Origin of the sequence: Actinomadura sp. 6K520, from assembly GCF_004349245.1 — a bacterium.
Taxonomy (GTDB): Bacteria; Actinomycetota; Actinomycetes; order Streptosporangiales; family Streptosporangiaceae; genus Spirillospora.
This window is the reverse complement of sequence record NZ_SMLC01000158.1, coordinates 1-17,127: the sequence shown is the minus strand read 5'-3', so window position 1 is coordinate 17,127 and position 17,127 is coordinate 1. Positions and strand designations below refer to the sequence as shown.

The following is a 17,127-nucleotide window of genomic DNA, read 5'->3' as shown; positions in this document are numbered from 1 at the left end:
TAAGAGACAGGGGCGCTCCTGGGAGGGGGGCTTGTCGGACGTCTCCATGCGAGTGTCGGTCTTGGTGGTGTCTTCAACGCCCACGCCCGCGGCCCTTTCGCTGGGGGAGGCGGACCGTCCATCAGGGCAGTGGGGCGGACGGTTCGCCGGGGTGTGCCTTGACGCGCGGGGCTCACGCCAGAGCCACACCGGCCCCCATGTAATCGCGCACGTCCGAACTTCGCACGTACAGATATCGGCCATCCAATGCCGTGCGTTCGTTTCCAAATCGTATGTTGGCAGCTGGCGCGCGCTTCGTCATTCGAGAGCCCGACTGCAGGTCAGTCAGCAATAGATTCGCGCATAATTCAACGAAAGTGGCGGTGACCTATTTGTCGGGTTCTGTGTCAGATGGGCCAATTGGACGGCATGTGCTCACCTGAGTGCAACCATCGTCCTGACTGGTATAGGCGAGGTCCTTTGGATCCGCATGCTTCCCTTTCATGCGCCGGCGCCGTCGTCCAGCGTGACGATCGCGCCGGTCACCATCGATGCGCGGTCCGCTGAGCGGGCGTGCCTCCGGCTTCGGTGCTCGCAGGGGCGATACCGTGTTGGACGGGCCATTCCTTGGAGGGGTCGCATGAGGCCGCCAAGCTGCGTGATCTGCACACGAACCCCTCAGGACGAGGAACAGTATTCGTCCTTCAAGATCGTCCGGTTCTCGATCGACGCGGACGAGGAGGCGCTCGAACGGGAGCGGGCGCGGGACGGCTGGGTCGGGCATCCCCCATGGCTCATGTGGTTCTGCGGTGAGCACCTGGCCCAGGGCGAGGAACTGGCGGATCTGCATTGGCGCGAGGCCGGAGAACGCCTGCGGACTACCTGAAGGTAGCCGCCGGCCGGACTCTCTACGGCGCCGAGGGGGACCCGCCGCGCAACGTCACCATCATCGGCACGATGAACATCGCCGACCGCTCCATCGCCCTCGTGGACGCGGCCATGCGGCGCCGCTTCTGGCGAACCGGCCCGGCTGCTCGCCGAACTTCACAGCCGCATCGACGACTGCGCGTCCCATCACCCTCGTGGGCGCCAAGTACAAGGCCGGGGACACGCCCCAGGAAGGCCTCTACCAACTGCTCGCCTAGCGATGAGACTGAACCGCGCCTACCTGGTGTTCGCGTCCAAGACCGAGACCCACACGCACGGCATCGCCGGTACCGAGGACATCCAGATCGTGGAGCACCGCGCTCAGATCACCGGGCTCGCGCGCCGGATCGTGGCAGAGACCGCCCGTCTTCGAGCCTGACGAGTCAGGACCACGTGAACGTTCAATTCGCAGGCGTTCGAACTTCCGCCGCACGGACGGTCGACACCCGTCTCTTGAGCGTGCCGATCAGGGGCCTGACAAGGGGTTTTGCATGTGTGTGCCGGTCGGCGACGTGATGATGAACACGCACGATGACGAACCGGCCACCCTGCGCTGAGGATGCCCATGTCGTACCCGATCCCTCTCCCGCCCATCCCCGCCCTGTCCGCTCCGGCGGACGCGCAGCGCTGGCGGCGCGCCTTCCCCGGAGAGCTCGACCAGGCGTGTGCGGCCCGCCGCTTCACCGCCGCCCTTCTGGCCGGCTGCCCCGAGCTGGACGAGGTGCTGCTGGCCGTGGACGAGCTCGTCGTCAACGCGCTGCGGCACACCAAGTCCGGCCAGCCCGGCGGCACCTTCACCGTCGAGATCACCCGCTGGGACGGCGCCGTCGCGATCTGCGTTGGCGACGAGGGCGGCCCGAGCGAACCCGTCGTCGCCGACGCGGCCGAGGACGCCGAGTCCGGCCGCGGCCTGCGCACCGTGTCGCTGCTGGCCGCCAGTTGGGGCTGGTTCGGCAACGATCGCTCCCGCACCGTCGCCGCGCTCTTCTCCGCCGCGTCGCTGCGGGGGGCGGCGTGAGCGGCCGGGATCTGCGCGAGTGGACCGTCGCCCAGGTGCGTTCCGCCATGACCGCCGCGATGCGCACCGACCCCGAGGCCCTGCACGGTCTTGCCGAACGCAACGTCGCCGCCCTCGACCCCTACAGCCTGTCGTTCCTGCGGACCGCGCGGATGCTGACCCTGGCGACCTCCGCCGCACTGACCACCGTCCTGGCCGCCCACCGCTACGGACACGACCGCCACGACCGCCTCGTCTGCCTGGCCTGCGGGATCGACCGCTGCCGGACCGTCCGCGCCATCTCCGACGTCCTGACCGCCTACGCCCTGCAGGCCCACCCGCTCGACCGGCCCGAAGCCTGGCGCCGCGCCGACGCCTGGTACACCCGCACCACCGGCGGCCGCTCCGTCCTGCTGTCCATCGAATCCTTCGACCACGGCTTCATCGCCCGCCCTGCCACACCGCCGCCCGAAGCCCCTGACCACGTCCTGATCATCGACCGCAACACCGCCGCCCTCACCCTCTGGCCCGCCTATGACACCGACACCCTCGCAACCAAGTACGGCCTCTACAGACGTGGCGAACTCTGACCGGCTGACGCAGTGCCTCAGCCCTTGCGCCACTCCGGCGAGGGGAGAGCGCCGGCCGCCTGCGGGCCCATGAGCCCGAGGCCGCCGTCCACGAACAGCGAGGCACCCGTGACGTAGGAGGCCCCCGGGCTCGCCAGGAACGCGATGGCCTCCGCCACCTCGCTGGCGTGCCCGGGGCGAGGCACCGGGTAGCCGGGCCGGGTGTCCGGTTCCGGCGGCTGCTCGTGCTGGCCGGTCATCGGCGTTGCGATCTCTCCGGGGGCGACCGTGTTCACCGTGATCCCGTGCTCCGACAGTTCGAGCGCCAGCACCCGGGCGAGCATCTTCATCCCGCCCTTGGCCGCGCAGTACGGCCCGGCGCCGACCCTCGGATACTCCTCGTGGACGCTGGTCACGTTGACGATGCGCCCGCCCTCGCCTTTCCGGATCATCCGCCGGGCGGCTCGCTGGGCGCACAGGAACGCCCCGTCGAGGTCGACGGAGATCACCTCCCGCCACTCCGCGAACCCCATGCCGATCAGGTGCCGCATGCTGCCGGTCCCGGCATTGTTGACCAGGACGCCGAGGCCGCCGAGTTCTTCGGCCAGGTCGTCCACGACGCCGGCGGCCTGCTCCGGATCGGTGAGGTCGTGCCGCCGGACGGCCGCCCGCCGCCCCTCGGCCTCGACCTCCCGCGACGTCCCCTCGGCCCCCTTCCGGTCGGACCGGTAGGTGATGCCGACATCGAACCCGTTCCGCGCTAGCGCGACCGCCGTCGCCTTCCCGATCCCGGAGTCGGCCCCCGTGATGATCGCGACCCGGTCGTAGGTCACGTCTCGTCCGGGTCGCGTTCTACGCCGGCGATGGGGTCGCCTTCGCGGGTGCCGCTCTCGGCATCGCTCTCGTAGCCTTCGGCCGCGCTGTCGCTTCCCGGGACGGTCCGCTCGCGGGGCTGTTCCTCCCGGCCCGAGCTCGCGCCGGGCTCCGGGCCGTCCGGCTGATCCCTCTTCTGCATCACTGGCCTCTCTGGTCGGCGGCTTCTCCGTCCCGCACGTTGTTGCCGCAGAGCTAATCCCTAACCGCCGGTCCGGCGTAGGGTCGGTCCGTGCGGATTCCAGGGGAAGCGGAGATCCGGGCGCTGCACGAGAGGCACGCGCCCAGCCGGGAGGCGTTCGAGGTCGTCTACACGCACTGCGTGATCGTGTGGCGGATCGCCGAGCGGATCATCGAGACCGCGGGGCTCGACGTCGACGCGGAGCTCGTGCGGGCCGGGTGCCTGCTGCACGACATCGGGGTCTACCGGCTGGACGACGGCGACCGCGCTCCCGGGCAGTACGTGCGGCACGGAATGCTGGGGCACGAGCTGCTGCGCGACGAGGGGTTTCCCGAGGAGATCTGCCGGTTCTGCTCCTGCCACACCGGGGTGGGCCTGACGCGCGACGACATCGTCCGGCAGGGGTTGCCGGTGCCGCCCGGTGACTACGTGGCCGAGACCGGCGAGGAACGGCTGGTCATGTACGCCGACAAGTTCCACAGCAAGACGCGCCCGCCGACGTTCGTGTCCGGCGACTCGTTCGCCCTTCGCGTGCGCCGGTATGGCAAGGAGAAGGTCGCGGTCTTCGAGGCGATGCGCGAGTTCTTCGGCGAACCCGACCTGAAGCCGCTGGTGGACGAGTACGGCCACGTCCTCGTGTAGGGAGTCACACTCCATAGGAGTTCGCGGAGCCTTACTCGTCCTTGCGTCCGACTCACGCCTCTTGGTCGATTGCATGTTCGATGTATTTAACTTAAAGTGCTCGCCATGCAACAGCAGGTCACTGATGGTGTGGGTGGCTCCGCCCGGCCGGACGGTGCCGTATGAGCGACCCAGCCCCCGCCGACGAGAAGAAGAAGCGCGGCGGGTTCCAGGCCAGACGCGGGTTCGTGGTGCAGGCCTACACCTTCGCCCTAGACCCGGGGGCGGAAGCCGAGGATCGGCTGCGGTCGCATTGTGGTGCGGCCCGCACCGCCTACAACTGGGCGGTGGGGCATGTGCTGGCCACCTGGGCGCAGCGGATCGCGGAAGCCTCCTACGGGATCAGTGAGGAGGAGCGGACGCCATGGCGTCCGTGGTCGCTGGCGTCGCTGCGCAAGACCTTCAACGCGGTCAAGCGCACCGATCCGCAGTTCGCCGGGTGGTGGGCCGACAACTCCAAGGAGGCGTACAACACCGGCCTCGCGCACGCTGCGGCCGCGTTTGACAACTACGCCGCCCGCAGACGGGGCGAGCGGGCCGGGCCGCGGGTGGGGGCGCCGCGTTTCAAGGCGAAGCGCCGGGCGCGACCGACGTGTCGGTTCACCACCGGCACCATCCGGGTCGAGGACGATCGCCGCCACGTGACCCTGCCGCGGCTGGGCACGATCCGCACCCACGAGAACACCCGCAAGCTGCAGCGCCGCTTGGCGAACAAGACCGCGCGGATCCTGTCGGCGACGGTGTCGCATCAGCGGGGCCGGTGGCAGGTGGCCTTCCAGGTCGAGGTGCAGCGCCGGACCGCCGCCCCGGCTCGTCCCGAGGCGGTGGTCGGGGTCGACCTGGGGGTGGCGACTCTGGCGGTGGTGGCCGACACAGCCGGCAACGTCTGCCACATCGACAACCCGCGGCACCTGGGCAGTGAGTTGGTCAGGCTGCGGCGCGCGTGCCGGACGGTGTCACGGCGTCAGGGCCCGGACCGGAGCACCGGGCGACAGCCCTCCCGCCGGTGGCGGGCGGCCGACGCTGAACGCACCCGGATCCACCACCGAATCGCGAATCTGCGCACCGATGCGATCCACAAGCTCACCACGAGCCTGGCCGCTGAGTACGGCACCGTGGTGGTCGAGGACCTGAACGTGGCCGGGATGCTGAAGAACCGGCGGCTGGCCCGGTCGGTCGCCGATGCCGGGTTCGGCGAAATTCGGCGGCAGTTGGCCTACAAGACCGGGTGGGGCGGTGGGCGGCTAATGGTGGCCGACCGGTGGTTCCCTTCTTCCAAGACGTGCAGCCGGTGCGGGACGGCGAAAGCCAAGCTGCCCCTGTCGGTGCGCACCTTCACCTGCGATGCGTGCGGCCTGTCTATGGACCGGGACCACAACGCCGCAGTGAACCTGGCCGCGCTGGCGGCCTGCACGACCGGTACCGGAGTGGCCGGAGACCGGGATGCGCAAGCGTCGAAGCCTCGCCGAGCCGACCATAAGACCCGCACCACCCGCCGGAACGACACGGGACCGGCGGAGCGGGCCGGTGGCGCAGAACCCGCACCACGCGGGAAGGAAACGAGAGACCGTCGCAGGACACCCGACTCCGTTGTGGTGACACCGGCACGGACCTCCCGCGCGGAAACGCACGGGATGCCGATACCTGATCGGGATCGGCAACGGGCAGGATGGAGGGGTGAGCCTCATTGATGAACTTCCCTCCGGAAACGACACCGACGCCGATTCGCTGTTCGAGGCGTTCGAGCGGTGGGTGTCGGGGCGCGGGATCACGCTGTATCCCGCGCAGGAGGAGGCGCTCATCGAGGTGGTGTCGGGCGCGAACGTGATCCTGTCGACGCCGACCGGGTCGGGCAAGAGCCTGGTGGCGGCGGGGGCCCTGTTCGCGGCGCTCGGCCGGGAGCAGGTGGGGTTCTACACGGCGCCGATCAAGGCGCTGGTGTCGGAGAAGTTCTTCGACCTGTGCGAGATGTTCGGGCGCGAGAACGTCGGGATGATGACCGGCGACGCGAGTGTGAACGCGGACGCGCCGATCATCTGCTGCACGGCGGAGGTGCTGGCCAACATCGCGCTCAGGGACGGCGCCGACGCCGACATCGGCGTCGTGGTGATGGACGAGTTCCACTTCTACGCCGAGCCCGAGCGCGGGTGGGCGTGGCAGATCCCGCTGCTGGAGCTGCCGCGTGCCCAGTTCCTGCTGATGTCGGCCACGCTGGGGGACGTCGCGTTCTTCCAGAAGGACCTGACGCGGCGGACGGGCCGGCAGACGGCGGTGGTGACGTCGGCGGAGCGGCCCGTCCCGCTGATCTACGACTACCGGGTGACGCCGCTGCACGAGACGATCGAGGAACTGCTGGCCGAGCAGAAGGCGCCGGTCTACCTGGTGCACTTCACGCAGGCGGCGGCGATCGAGCGCGCGCAGTCGCTGATGAGCATCAACGTGTGCACCAAGGCGGAGAAGGCGCGGATCGCGGAGCTGATCGGCAACTTCCGGTTCACCACGAAGTTCGGGCGGAACCTGTCGCGGTTCGTCCGGCACGGGATCGGGGTGCACCACGCGGGGATGCTGCCGAAGTACCGGCGGCTGGTGGAGCGGCTCGCGCAGGCCGGGCTGCTGAAGGTCATCTGCGGGACAGACACCCTGGGCGTCGGCGTCAACGTGCCCATCCGCACGGTGGTGTTCACCGCGCTGAGCAAGTACGACGGGCACCGGGTGCGGCGGCTGCGGGCGCGGGAGTTCCACCAGATCGCCGGGCGGGCCGGGCGCGCCGGGTTCGACACGGTCGGGTTCGTCGTCGCGCAGGCGCCCGAGCACGTCGTGGAGAACCAGAAAGCACTTGCCCGGGCGGGGGACGATCCGAAGAAGCGGCGGAAGGTGCAGCGCAAGAAGCCGCCCGAGGGGTTCGTCGGGTGGGACGAGGACGTCTTCAAGAAGCTGCAGGACGCCGAGCCGGAGATGCTCCGGTCGCGGTTCCAGGTGAGCCACGCGATGCTGCTGTCGGTCATCGCGCGTCCGGGCAACGCGTTCCAGGCGATGAAGCGGCTGCTGACCGACAACCACGAGGAGCCGGCGGCGCGGCGCAGGCACATCTCTCGGGCGATCGCGATCTACCGGTCGCTGCTGGCGGGCGGTGTGGTCGAGGTGCTGCCCGAACCGGACGAGATGGGCCGCTACGCGCGGGTCACCGTGGACCTGCAGGAGGACTTCGCGCTCAACCAGGCGCTGTCGACGTTCGCGCTGGCCACGTTCGAGATCCTGGACCCGGCGTCGCCGTCGTACGCGCTGGACGTGCTGTCGGTGATCGAGGCGACGCTGGACGACCCCCGGCAGATCCTCGCGGCCCAGGTCAACAAGGCGCGGGGCGAGGCCGTCGCCGAGATGAAGGCCGAGGGCATCGAGTACGAGGAGCGGATGGAGCTGCTCCAGGACGTCGACCATCCGAAGCCGCTGGAGGACGAGCTCGACGCCGCGTACGGGATCTACCGGGCCGGGCATCCGTGGGTGGGCGACCATCCGCTGCGCCCGAAGTCGGTCGTTCGGGACATGTACGAGCGGGCGATGACGTTCACCGAGTACATCGGGTTCTACGAGCTGGCCAGGGCGGAGGGCCTCGTCCTGCGCTACCTGTCGGGGGCCTACAAGGCGCTGCAGCAGACCGTCCCGGAATCGATCAAGACCGACGACCTGATCGACCTCATCGAGTGGCTGGGGGAGCTGGTCCGGCAGGTCGACTCCAGCCTGCTGGACGAGTGGGAGCAGCTCGCCAACCCCGCCGACGAGGACGTGGACGAGCCGATCGAGGAGCGGGTCACGAAGGTGACGGCGAACGCGCGGGCGTTCCGGGTGCTGGTCCGCAACGCGATGTTCCGCCGGGTGGAGCTCGCCGCGCTGGAGAAGTACCGCGAGCTGGGCGAGCTGGACCCGGACTTCGGCGCCGACGCGTGGGCCGACGCCATGGACGGGTACTTCGCCGAGCACGACGAGCTGTTCACCGGGCCCGACGCCCGGGGCCCGAAGCTCCTGCAGATCGAGGAGGTCCCGCAGGACGCGCTGTGGCGCGTCCGGCAGGTGTTCGACGACCCGGAGGGGCACCACGACTGGGGGATCAGCGCCGAGGTCGACCTGGCGGGGTCGGACCAGGCGGGCGAGGCCGTGATCCGCGTGACCGCCGTGGACAGGATGTAGGTAGGGAGCAGGGGCATGGTGCAGGTGGCGGTGGCGCAGTTCGCGCCCGGGGTCAACAAGGACGAGAACCTGGCGGCGATCGGCAGGTTGGCGGGTGAGGCGGCCGGGCGGGGGGCGAAGGTCGTCGTGTTCCCCGAGTTCGCCATGTTCACCGCACCGCAGCTGGACGAGCGGTTCGCCGACTCCGCCGAGCCGCTCGACGGCCCGTTCGCCGGCGGGCTGAAGGACGTGGCCCGCCGGCACGGCGTGCACGTCGTCGCCGGGGTGAACGAGCGGCTGGACGAGCCTGGGCGCATCTCCAATACCCTCGTCGCCGCCGGTCCGGGCGGGGACTTCGTCGCCGAGTACCGCAAGATCCACCTGTACGACGCGTTCGGGTACCGGGAGTCGGCGCTGGTCCGGCCGGGTGAGCTCGCGGACCCGGAGACGTTCACGGTCGAGGGCGTCACGTTCGGCATGCAGACCTGCTACGACGTCCGCTTTCCCGAGGTGACGCGGCGGATCGTGGACGCGGGCGCGGACGTGCTCGCCCTCCCCGCCGCCTGGGTGCCGGGGCCGCTGAAGGAGGACCACTGGCGGACGCTGGCCCGCGCCCGCGCCATCGAGAACACGATCTACGTGGCCGCGGCCGGGCAGTGCGCCCCGACCGGGGCCGGGAACAGCATGCTCGTGGACCCGATGGGCGTGGTCACGGCCGGGCTGGGGGAGAGCCCTGGGGTCGTGGCGGGGGAGGTCTCGCCGGAGCGCGTCGCCGCCGTCCGTGAGAAGAACCCGGCGCTGCGCCTTCGCCGCTTCACGGTCACGAAGGCCGAATAGGCGCCGTTGTATCGAGGTGACAACGGTCTTCCTGATTCTGCGTATCGAGTCGGGCGCTTAGCGTGACGATCGGAGGGTGCGCCTCTCCTCCGATCTCCCGCCCGCCGGATTCACCCGCGCCGAGCCCCGGCCGCCGGGTCGGCCGCGCCGGTTCCCGCCGCGGGTTCTCGCGGCGGTCGCCCTGGGTGCGGGGCTGGCGCTCGCCGCCGGTTACGGGGCGATCGCCGCGCCGGCCCGCACGGTGCCGCCCGGCGCGGACACGGCGTCGCCCGCCCCGCGTTCCGTGCCGCCGCCGTCGGCGCCGCCGCGGTCCGCCGCGGCGTCCCCGTCCGGCCGGGCGGTGCCCGGACCCGGGGAGGTGGCGTCCGCCGGCCGCCCGGTGACGCGGGAGAAGCCGTCCCGCCGGGGGCGGGCCGTCCCTTCGCGGACGCACCGGCCGCGCACGCCCCGTCCCACGCAGGTGCCCCGGCCGCGGAGTGCGCGGCCCGCGCGCCCCGCCGTGCCGCCCTGGATCGCCGCCGAATGCCGCCGCCGCTACCCGGACGACCCGCGCCGCAGGGCGGTCTGCGCCGCGGTACTCACCCGGGCCTTCGGCGGCTGATCAGGCGGCCTCGGAGGTCAGCAGCCGGTCGAGGCGGGTGCGCAGTTCCCGCACGTCCACGCCCGCCTGCGCCGCGAGCCGCGCCGCCGCGGAACCGTCGTCGTGCAGGACGCCGAGCAGGATGTGGCCGCCGCGGATCTCCTTCTGCTTGAGCCGGATCGCGTGCCGCAGGCTCAGCTCCAGGGCCTTCTTCGCCTCGGGGGTGAAGGGGATGTGGCCGCGCGGCCGCTGCCCGGCGGGCACGTCGAGGGCGCCCTCGCCGAAGGCGTCCTCGGTGGCCGCCCGGACGGCGTCGAGGTCGATGCCGAAGCTCTGCAGCGCCTCGGCGTCGAGGGCCTCGCCGCCGCTGCCGGCGCGGGCGAGCCTCGCGCGCAGGTCGTCGGCGTCCAGGCCGTGCTCGCGGAGTGTGCGGGCCATGGCCTCGTCGCCGCGCAGCACCGAGAGCAGGAGGTGCCCGCTGCCGATGCGGTGGTGTCCCAGGTCGCGTGCCGCCGTCTGGGCGCCGGTGACGGCCGCCCGGGCCTCCTTGGTGAAACGTTCGAACATGGCGCTTACCGCTCCTTCCTGAGCCGGCGGCTCCCGCCGTGCTTCTTGTGGACGGCCTGCCGGCTCACGCCGAGGCAGACCGCGATCTCCTGCCAGGACCAGCCCTGGTCGCGGGCACTGGCGACCTGGAGGGCCTCCAGTCGTTCGGCCAGCTCGCGCAGCGCGCGTACCGCCCGCAGTCCCACGGCGGGGTCCCGGCTGCCCGCCTCCCGGGCGAGCGTTTCTCCATCGGTCATGGTGTCAATGTAAGTTGACAGCCGCTTCATGTCAACCGATGTTGACGCAGGAGCGGGATTCAGCGGACGTTCACCAGGGTGGTGAGGAGGTCGTCCAAGGTGATCATGCCGGCGATGCCGCCGTCCGAGGCCACCGCCAGGGCGAGATGGCTGTGCTGCGCCTTCAGCGTGGCGACGGCCTCGCCGACCGGAGTCCCCACCGGGATCGCCGGCACCGGATGCGACAGCGCCCGCGCCGTCGTGTCCAGCCCGCGCGCACGGGCCAGGTAGGCGTCCCGGACGTGCACCATCCGGGCGGCCCGCCGCCCGGAGCCCCGCAGCATCATCCGGAGCCGCCCGGTGCGGGCGGCGGTCTCGATGATCTCCTGCGGCGTCGCCGCCGCGGAGACGGACACGATCTCCGCGACGGGGACGACCAGCCCGGCCAGCGGGGCGCGCGGCGCGTCCAGCGCGGTGGTGAGCAGCGTCAGCTCGGTGTCCTCGATGAGCCCGAGCCGCCGGGACTCCTCCGCGATGCTGCGCAGCTGCTCCGGCGTGCGCGCCACCTCCCGCGAGGCGGCCGGCTGGACCCCGATCCCGCGCAGCATCAGGTTCGTCCAGCCGTTCAGGACGGCCAGCACCGGGCGGGCGGCGGTGACGAACGCGCGGAACGGCAGCGCCAGCACCGTCGCCGAGCGCTCCGGGTACGTGATCGCCCACGACTTGGGCGCCATCTCGCCGACGACCATGTGCAGGAACGTCACGAGTGCGAGCGCGAGGACGAACGCGACCGCGTGCGCCGCGCCGTCCGGCAGTCCGAGGGCGTGGATCGGCGGCGTGAGCGTCGCGGCGAACACCGGCTCGGAGACCAGGCCGAGGCCGAGGGAGCACATCGTGATGCCGAGCTGCGCCCCGGCGAGGGTCAGCGACAGCTCGTCGATCCCGGCGATCGCGGCGCCCGCGGCCCGCCCGCCGCGTGCCGCGGCCCGCTCCAGGCGGGGGCGCCTGGCCGCCACCAGCGCGAACTCGGTCGCGACGAAGAACCCGTTGCCGATCAGGAGCGCCAGGGTGACGAGGGCGCCGAGGGCGGGGCTCACCGGTCCGCCTCCACGGTGCGGATGCGGATCAGCTCTGGCACGTGCCGATGGATCGTCAGGACCTCCACCACGGCGGTGCGGGGCGGCTCGTCCAGCCGTGTCGGAGAAAGGTCGACGGTGACCACGTCGCCGGGCTCGGCGACCCGGCCGAGCCGTTTCAGCAGCAGGCCCGCGACGGTCTCGTAGTCGCCGTCGGGCAGTTCGATCCCGGTCTCGTGGGCGACCTCGTCCATCCGCAGCCCGGCGTCGGTCGTCCACCAGTCGCCGGTGCGGATCGCGAGGTCGTCGTCGGGCTCGTTCTCGTCGGCGATCTCCCCGACCAGCTCCTCGGTGACGTCCTCCCACGTGACGATCCCGGCGAAGCCACCGTACTCGTCCACGACGCAGGCCATCGGCGCGCCGGCGTCCTCCAGCCGCCGCACCACGTCCGGCAGCGGCAGGGAGGACGGCAGCAGCAGCGGCGCCTGCGCGATGTCGCGGACCTCGGTGCGCGCGATGTCGTCCGGTCCGAGCAGGATCAGCTCCTCCAGCCCGACGACCCCGACGAGGTCGTCGACACCCGCGCCGACGACGGGATAGCGCGTGTGCCCGCTCGCGGCGATCACGTCGGTCAGCTCGTCGGCGGAGGCCGCCGCGGGCACGGTCACCACGTCGACACGCGGGATCATGACCTCCGCGGCGTCCCGCTCGGCGAACGTGAGCGCCCGCCCCAGCAGGTCGGCGTGGCCCTCCTGGAACCGCTCGCCGGACTCGCCGATCATGCGCCCGAGCTCCTGCAGCGTCGCGCCGTGGTGCAGTTCCTCCACCGGCTCGATGCCCACCGCGCGGACGAGCCGGTTCGCGGACGCGTCGAACAGCCTGATCAGCGGCCCCGCCACCGCAAGGTAGACGAGGGTGGACGCGGCCAGCGCGCGGGCCAGGCCCTCCGCCCTCGCCAGGGCCAGGTTCTTCGGGAACAGCTCGCCCAGCACCATCTGGACCACCGTGGCCAGGGCGAACCCGAGCGCCACCGCCACGCTCCCGGTCGCCGCGTCCGGCACCCCGGCCGCGCCCAGCGCCGGGGCGATCAGGTCGGCCAGCGCCGGCTTGGCGATGAAGCCCACCACCAGCGCGGTGACGGTGATGCCGAGCTGGGCGCCCGACAGCATGAACGACAGCCGTCCCATCACCCGCAGCGCCCGCGCCGCCGCCCGGTCGCCCTCCGCCGCCCGCTGGTCGAGGGCCGGCCGGTCCGCGGTGACGTAGGCGAACTCCTGCGCCACGAAGTACCCGGTGGCGACGGTCAGCAGCAGGATGGCCAGCAGCCCGAGCGCGGCGGTCACCCGGCCCTCCCTCCACTGCCCCTCATGTCCAAGATCCCCTTACCCCGTCGGCGTGTTCTTCCCCGGATCATGGACGGTTATCGGGCGCTCCGGGTGGAATGAACCCTGGACGAGAGCCGCTCGGGTGCGCGCTGCCCGGGCGGCGGCCCGCGGCCACGAGTGCGAGGGGGCGCCGATGCCCAGACCGTTCGCGTCGTCCGCAGATCTGGGCGACAAGACGCAGACGCTGGAAGTCCTGGCGGACGGGGTCTACGCCCTCACCGCGGAGGGGGACCCGAACGTCGGCGCCGTCGAGGGCGAGGACTTCCTCGTGTGCTTCGAGGCGCTCGCCACGCCCGCGGCCGCCCGGGACTGGCTGGCCGTCCTGCGCGCGCACACCGACAAGCCGATCCGGTACCTGGTCCTGTCGCACTACCACGCGGTCCGGACGCTGGGCGCGAGCGCGTTCGGCGCCCCGGTGGTCATCGCGCACGACCTGACCCGATCACTGATCGCCGAGCGCGGCAAGCAGGACTGGGAGTCGGAGTTCGCCCGGATGCCCCGGCTCTTCAAGGACCCGGCGGGCATCCCCGGTCTCACCTGGCCCTCGGTGACGTTCTCCAGCACGCTCACCATCGACCTCGGCGGCGATCGCGGCGACCTGGACCTGGCGTACTGCGGGCGCGGCCACACCGAGGGCGACATCGTCGCGTGGCTGCCACGGCAGCGGATCCTGTTCGCCGGCGACCTCGTGGAGACGCAGGCCGCCCTCTACACCGGTGACGCGTTCCACCGCGACTGGGCGTCCCGGACGCTCGACCACGTGCACTCGTTCGGCGCCGAGACCCTCGTCGGAGGCCGGGGCGCCGTCGCGCACGGCCGCGCGGCCGTGGACGCCGCCATCGGGCAGACCCGCGACTTCCTGGAGACGATGATCCGGGAGACCGGCCGCGTCCGGGACGGCGGCGGCACCCTCAAGGACGCCTTCGCCGCCGTGCACGCCGCGCTGGCGCCCGCCTACGGACGCTGGCCGATCTTCGAGCACTGCCTGCCGTTCGACGTCGCCCGCCTGTGGGACGAGCTGGACGGCGTCGAACGCCCGCGGATCTGGACGGCCGACCGCGACCTCGAGGTCTGGGCGCGGCTCCAGGGCTGAGCGGCGGACGGGGCGTCAGTCCTCGGCCAGGACGATGACGCGGTCGTCGGCCGTCAGCGTGAGCGGCGCCCGCCTGTCCGGGTTGAGGACCACCCCGTAGCCGGGCGGCTCGTGGAAGCGCGCGGTCCGCCGGTAGCCGAGCGCGACCTCCCCGCGCCGCCGCGCCGACTCGATGAGCGTCGCGAAGTTCGCCTCCTCGCCCGGCGCGAGGTAGTCGCAGGCGGGCTTGAGGTAGATCTCCGAACCGGCCGGGTCGAGCAGGTCGACGAACACGTCGTACAGGTAGCGGTTCTCGCTGAGCTGGGTCAGCATCAGGCTGATCAGCTTCTCGCTGACCACGAAGTCGTCGGCCTTGGTGACCTGCGCGATCTCCCGGTTGGCGTCGTCGTTGATCTCGCTGACGATGGAGAACGGGTCGCCCAGGGCGTCCTCCATGTCGCGCAGGTGCAGCAGCGTGACCAGCGTGCGGGCGTCGGCGTGCTCGTGGTCGACGCCCTCCTCCGACAGCACGATGATGTGCTGGTAGGAGCCGACGTCCAGGGACTCCAGGGACGGCCGCTCGGTCGGCTCGGCCCGGACGAAGTCGACCACGAGATTGTCGCGCGGGCGCAGCCGGGCGGTCGGATCCTCCCGCGGTGCCGCCACCGTCAGGGCCGACTCCGGGGCGAGGAACTCGTCCAGCAGCTCGATGATCTTCGGGGCGCGGTGGTTCCAGCCGAGCAGCAGCGTGCGCTCGGGCACCGGCGGCCGCGGGATCGCCGTGGTGATCACCGATTCCCGCACCGGCGGGGCGGGCGCGGACGCGGACGCGAGCCGGATCAGCAGGTCGTCCTCGGCCAGCACGATGACCTCGTCGTCGCCGCGGATCACGGTGTCCACCGGCGGGTTGAGCAGGACGGTCCCGTCGGCGCGCCGCAGCCCCGACGGGATGCCGAGATCGTAGGCGGCCAGGGCCTCGCCGAACACCACCCCGTCCAGGGCGGGCTCGCGCCGCATGTAGAACTCGTGGCCGGCGAAGTCGAGCAGGTCGGTGCAGACCTGCGACAGGCCCGACTGCCGGTGCGACTGGACGATCAGCCGGATCGCCATGTCGTCGGCGTCGATCACGTGCGCGCTCTCCCCGCCCGCGAGCCGGGCGGCGGGCAGGTTCGCCGAGTCGTGCACGGCGGCGACCACGTGCGGCCGGCGGCGCCCCCAGGCCCGGGAGCCGAGCGACAGCAGCACCTTGATGACCCGGGTGTCGGCGTCGTCGGTCTCCGGTGTGACGATCACGATGGAGCGGGCGGAGCCGGGGCTGACCAGCTCCACATCGGCGATCTTCAGGGGGTCGCCGGTCCGGCACACGATGCGGGTGCGGCCGAGGTCGCCGACCCGGTCGCGGATCGCGTCCTCCATCTCCACCTTGTCGCGGTTGGCGAGGATCGCCACGCACGACCTGCGCTTGCTCTGGTTGGCCTCGACCAGCTCGGCGACCACGGTGAAGACCTGCTCGGACCAGCCGAGCAGCACGGTGTGGCCGTGCTCGACGATCCGCGACCGGCCCTTGCGCAGCTCGGCGATCTTGCCTTCGAGGCCGGTGGTGATCACGCCGATCAGCGAGCTGACGATGAAGATCCCGCCGACCGTGGCGACCAGCATCAGCGCCAGGAACGGGCCGGTGCCGGTGTCGTCGCCCATGGTGCCGGGGTCGAGGGTGCGCAGCAGGCTGCGCCAGACCAGGCCCGTCCAATGCCCGTTGTCGGCGCTGTCGCGCGGTGCGATGAGGACCGCCGCGGTGGCCACCACGAGCACCAGCCCAGCCGATGCCAGGGCGAGCCAGCCGATGAGCGCGGGCGTCCCCTTCGACATGGTCCTGTCGAACCAGTAGTGGACCCGGTCCCATCGCGTCGCGCGTCTCAACGGTCTGCCCCCTCGGCCGTTCCCCAGGCGTCAGCCTATTGTGTTGTCTCCCACTATTTCCGGCATTCCCCCCGTGTCTGGCGTGTTCCGTGCCGGCCGCCCCGGTGGGATCGGGCGCCCGGCGAATGCGGTACCGAAAAGTCGATTTGCCCGTCTGCGCACCGCAAGGGGCCGGGGTGCGGAGAATTCCGCACCCCGGCCCCTTGCACCGTGCCGAACGCCGCCGGCCACGCGGAGGACCGCTAGTGCGCGGCCTCGTACTGCTCGATCACATTGGCGGGGATACGGCCCCGCTCATTGACCTTGATGCCGCGGCTCTTCGCCCACTCGCGAATCTCCGCGGAGCGCTCACGGCTGCCCGCGGTCCGCGCGGCGCGGCCACCGCGGCCGGTGGGCTTGCGCGCCTTACGGGCGCCGGCCACGAACGGCTCCAGGCCGTCGCGCAGCTTGGCGGCGTTCTTCTTGCTCAGGTCGATCTCGTAACTGGTGCCATCGATGGAAAAGCTGACGGTCTCGTCAGCCTCTCCGCCGTCGATGTCGTCCACGAGAAGGACTTCCACCTTCTGTGCCATGCGGGGACTCCCTCTAGCTATGCGTCCGGCTTGGCGTCCGGATGTGCCTCGATGAATGCAGCATAGACCTCATCCGATATCTTGCCACGTTCAGAGACTTCGATGTTACTTCGCAATGCCCACGCCCGGACATCTCCGTTCGTGTAGCCCTTGATCTTCGCGGTGCGGGACTTGCGTCCCTTCCCGGCGGGCTTCACCTCGGCCGCGTTCTCGATGAAGGGCGCCAACGCGTCCAGCATCTCGTTCAGCCGCTTGAAGTTGTCATCGCTCAAGTCGATCGTGAACGTGCGGCCCAGGACTTCGAAGTCCCGCTTTGCGACATCGGCCCCTTCGGAGCCGTCGATGTCGTCCACCCTAATGACCTTCTCGGCCATGTGTACTCGGTGTTCCTTCCCCTCGCCTGCGCGGCGCCCCCGACCGTAGCGGATTCCGGGCCCCGGCATGACGCGGAGACGCGCCGGCCGGCGGAACCCGAAGCGGGGGAAGTGACGCGGGAATGGCGCTGTATCAGGCGGGGGGATCGGGCGGGCGT

Annotated in this window: 19 protein-coding genes; 10 read left to right on the top strand and 9 right to left on the bottom strand. The window is 71.4% G+C overall.

Annotation, left to right across the window (positions count from 1 at the left end; genetic code table 11):
• Window positions 1-619 precede the first annotated feature (619 nt).
• The 4 genes from E1289_RS29770 (at window position 620) to E1289_RS29755 (ending at window position 2,493) form a co-directional block, all read left to right on the top strand.
• The gene (locus E1289_RS29770; RefSeq protein ID WP_131986085.1) at window positions 620-865 is read left to right on the top strand and encodes a hypothetical protein; all 246 of its coding nucleotides are present in this window, start codon (window positions 620-622) and stop codon (window positions 863-865) included.
• 261 nt (window positions 866-1,126) lie between these two features.
• Window positions 1,127-1,285, top strand: a complete 159-nt coding sequence (locus tag E1289_RS38475) for a hypothetical protein (protein WP_165970657.1) — start codon at window positions 1,127-1,129, stop codon at window positions 1,283-1,285.
• A 186-nt stretch (window positions 1,286-1,471) separates the two neighbouring features.
• Window positions 1,472-1,924 carry an ATP-binding protein gene (locus E1289_RS29760; protein WP_131986081.1) on the top strand — a complete coding sequence of 151 codons (453 nt, stop codon included), beginning with the start codon at window positions 1,472-1,474 and terminating at the stop codon, window positions 1,922-1,924.
• Window positions 1,921-2,493, top strand: a complete 573-nt coding sequence (locus E1289_RS29755; protein ID WP_131986079.1) for a hypothetical protein — start codon at window positions 1,921-1,923, stop codon at window positions 2,491-2,493. Before E1289_RS29760 ends, E1289_RS29755 begins: the two co-directional genes overlap by 4 nt.
• A gap of 17 nt (window positions 2,494-2,510) precedes the next feature.
• Here the strand turns inward: E1289_RS29755 and E1289_RS29750 are convergent, their stop codons facing one another.
• A complete protein-coding gene (locus E1289_RS29750; RefSeq protein WP_131986077.1) occupies window positions 2,511-3,305 on the bottom strand; it encodes an SDR family oxidoreductase in 795 nt (264 codons plus the stop codon).
• Window positions 3,302-3,487, bottom strand: coding sequence for a hypothetical protein (locus E1289_RS29745; RefSeq protein WP_131986075.1), 186 nt, complete (start codon window positions 3,485-3,487; stop codon window positions 3,302-3,304). Before E1289_RS29745 ends, E1289_RS29750 begins: the two co-directional genes overlap by 4 nt.
• Window positions 3,488-3,577: 90 nt before the next feature.
• Here E1289_RS29745 and E1289_RS29740 point away from each other — a divergent pair, with 90 nt between their 5' ends.
• The 5 genes from E1289_RS29740 (at window position 3,578) to E1289_RS29720 (ending at window position 9,809) form a co-directional block, all read left to right on the top strand.
• Window positions 3,578-4,168, top strand: a complete 591-nt coding sequence (locus E1289_RS29740) for an HD domain-containing protein (RefSeq protein ID WP_131986073.1) — start codon at window positions 3,578-3,580, stop codon at window positions 4,166-4,168.
• Window positions 4,169-4,329: 161 nt separating this feature from the next.
• Entirely contained in the window at window positions 4,330-5,898 is a 1,569-nt protein-coding gene (gene tnpB, locus E1289_RS29735) for an IS607 family element RNA-guided endonuclease TnpB (protein WP_243713236.1), read from the top strand.
• On the top strand, window positions 5,885-8,392 hold the full coding sequence (locus E1289_RS29730) for a DEAD/DEAH box helicase (RefSeq protein ID WP_131986071.1): 2,508 nt from the start codon (window positions 5,885-5,887) through the stop codon (window positions 8,390-8,392). The genes tnpB and E1289_RS29730 overlap by 14 nt, the downstream gene beginning before the upstream one ends.
• A gap of 15 nt (window positions 8,393-8,407) precedes the next feature.
• On the top strand, window positions 8,408-9,208 hold the full coding sequence (locus tag E1289_RS29725; protein ID WP_131986069.1) for a carbon-nitrogen hydrolase family protein: 801 nt from the start codon (window positions 8,408-8,410) through the stop codon (window positions 9,206-9,208).
• Between the two features lie 76 nt (window positions 9,209-9,284).
• Window positions 9,285-9,809, top strand: a complete 525-nt coding sequence (locus E1289_RS29720) for a hypothetical protein (protein WP_131986067.1) — start codon at window positions 9,285-9,287, stop codon at window positions 9,807-9,809.
• On the opposite strand, the gene E1289_RS29715 is transcribed toward E1289_RS29720, so the two are convergent.
• The 4 genes from E1289_RS29715 to E1289_RS29700 are packed head-to-tail and all read right to left on the bottom strand — an operon-like array spanning window position 9,810 to window position 12,989.
• A complete protein-coding gene (locus E1289_RS29715) occupies window positions 9,810-10,355 on the bottom strand; it encodes a Clp protease N-terminal domain-containing protein (RefSeq protein WP_131986065.1) in 546 nt (181 codons plus the stop codon).
• A 5-nt stretch (window positions 10,356-10,360) separates the two neighbouring features.
• On the bottom strand, window positions 10,361-10,591 hold the full coding sequence (locus E1289_RS29710; RefSeq protein ID WP_131986063.1) for a helix-turn-helix domain-containing protein: 231 nt from the start codon (window positions 10,589-10,591) through the stop codon (window positions 10,361-10,363).
• A gap of 59 nt (window positions 10,592-10,650) precedes the next feature.
• On the bottom strand, window positions 10,651-11,667 hold the full coding sequence (locus E1289_RS29705; RefSeq protein WP_131986061.1) for a CNNM domain-containing protein: 1,017 nt from the start codon (window positions 11,665-11,667) through the stop codon (window positions 10,651-10,653).
• Window positions 11,664-12,989, bottom strand: a complete 1,326-nt coding sequence (locus tag E1289_RS29700; protein ID WP_131986059.1) for a hemolysin family protein — start codon at window positions 12,987-12,989, stop codon at window positions 11,664-11,666. The genes E1289_RS29705 and E1289_RS29700 overlap by 4 nt, the downstream gene beginning before the upstream one ends.
• A 175-nt stretch (window positions 12,990-13,164) precedes the next feature.
• Here E1289_RS29700 and E1289_RS29695 point away from each other — a divergent pair, with 175 nt between their 5' ends.
• Window positions 13,165-14,124 carry an MBL fold metallo-hydrolase gene (locus tag E1289_RS29695; protein ID WP_131986057.1) on the top strand — a complete coding sequence of 320 codons (960 nt, stop codon included), beginning with the start codon at window positions 13,165-13,167 and terminating at the stop codon, window positions 14,122-14,124.
• Between the two features lie 15 nt (window positions 14,125-14,139).
• On the opposite strand, the gene E1289_RS29690 is transcribed toward E1289_RS29695, so the two are convergent.
• From E1289_RS29690 to E1289_RS29680, 3 genes are all read right to left on the bottom strand, one after another.
• A complete protein-coding gene (locus E1289_RS29690) occupies window positions 14,140-16,023 on the bottom strand; it encodes a potassium transporter TrkA (RefSeq protein ID WP_347813602.1) in 1,884 nt (627 codons plus the stop codon).
• A 242-nt stretch (window positions 16,024-16,265) separates the two neighbouring features.
• Entirely contained in the window at window positions 16,266-16,595 is a 330-nt protein-coding gene (locus E1289_RS29685) for an Lsr2 family protein (protein WP_131986055.1), read from the bottom strand.
• Between the two features lie 17 nt (window positions 16,596-16,612).
• Entirely contained in the window at window positions 16,613-16,969 is a 357-nt protein-coding gene (locus E1289_RS29680) for an Lsr2 family protein (RefSeq protein ID WP_131986053.1), read from the bottom strand.
• Window positions 16,970-17,127 lie beyond the last annotated feature (158 nt).

Bases quoted from the DNA above. Each gene is read 5' to 3' on its own strand.
- E1289_RS29770 (WP_131986085.1), top strand. From the start codon at position 620: ATGAGGCCGCCAAGCTGCGTGATCTGCACACGAACCCCTCAGGACGAG.
- E1289_RS38475 (WP_165970657.1), top strand. From the start codon at position 1,127: ATGAGACTGAACCGCGCCTACCTGGTGTTCGCGTCCAAGACCGAGACC.
- E1289_RS29760 (WP_131986081.1), top strand. From the start codon at position 1,472: ATGTCGTACCCGATCCCTCTCCCGCCCATCCCCGCCCTGTCCGCTCCG.
- E1289_RS29745 (WP_131986075.1), bottom strand. From the start codon at position 3,487: ATGCAGAAGAGGGATCAGCCGGACGGCCCGGAGCCCGGCGCGAGCTCG.
- tnpB (WP_243713236.1), top strand. From the start codon at position 4,330: ATGAGCGACCCAGCCCCCGCCGACGAGAAGAAGAAGCGCGGCGGGTTC.
- E1289_RS29725 (WP_131986069.1), top strand. From the start codon at position 8,408: ATGGTGCAGGTGGCGGTGGCGCAGTTCGCGCCCGGGGTCAACAAGGAC.
- E1289_RS29715 (WP_131986065.1), bottom strand. From the start codon at position 10,355: ATGTTCGAACGTTTCACCAAGGAGGCCCGGGCGGCCGTCACCGGCGCC.
- E1289_RS29710 (WP_131986063.1), bottom strand. From the start codon at position 10,591: ATGACCGATGGAGAAACGCTCGCCCGGGAGGCGGGCAGCCGGGACCCC.
- E1289_RS29695 (WP_131986057.1), top strand. From the start codon at position 13,165: ATGCCCAGACCGTTCGCGTCGTCCGCAGATCTGGGCGACAAGACGCAG.
- E1289_RS29685 (WP_131986055.1), bottom strand. From the start codon at position 16,595: ATGGCACAGAAGGTGGAAGTCCTTCTCGTGGACGACATCGACGGCGGA.
- E1289_RS29680 (WP_131986053.1), bottom strand. From the start codon at position 16,969: ATGGCCGAGAAGGTCATTAGGGTGGACGACATCGACGGCTCCGAAGGG.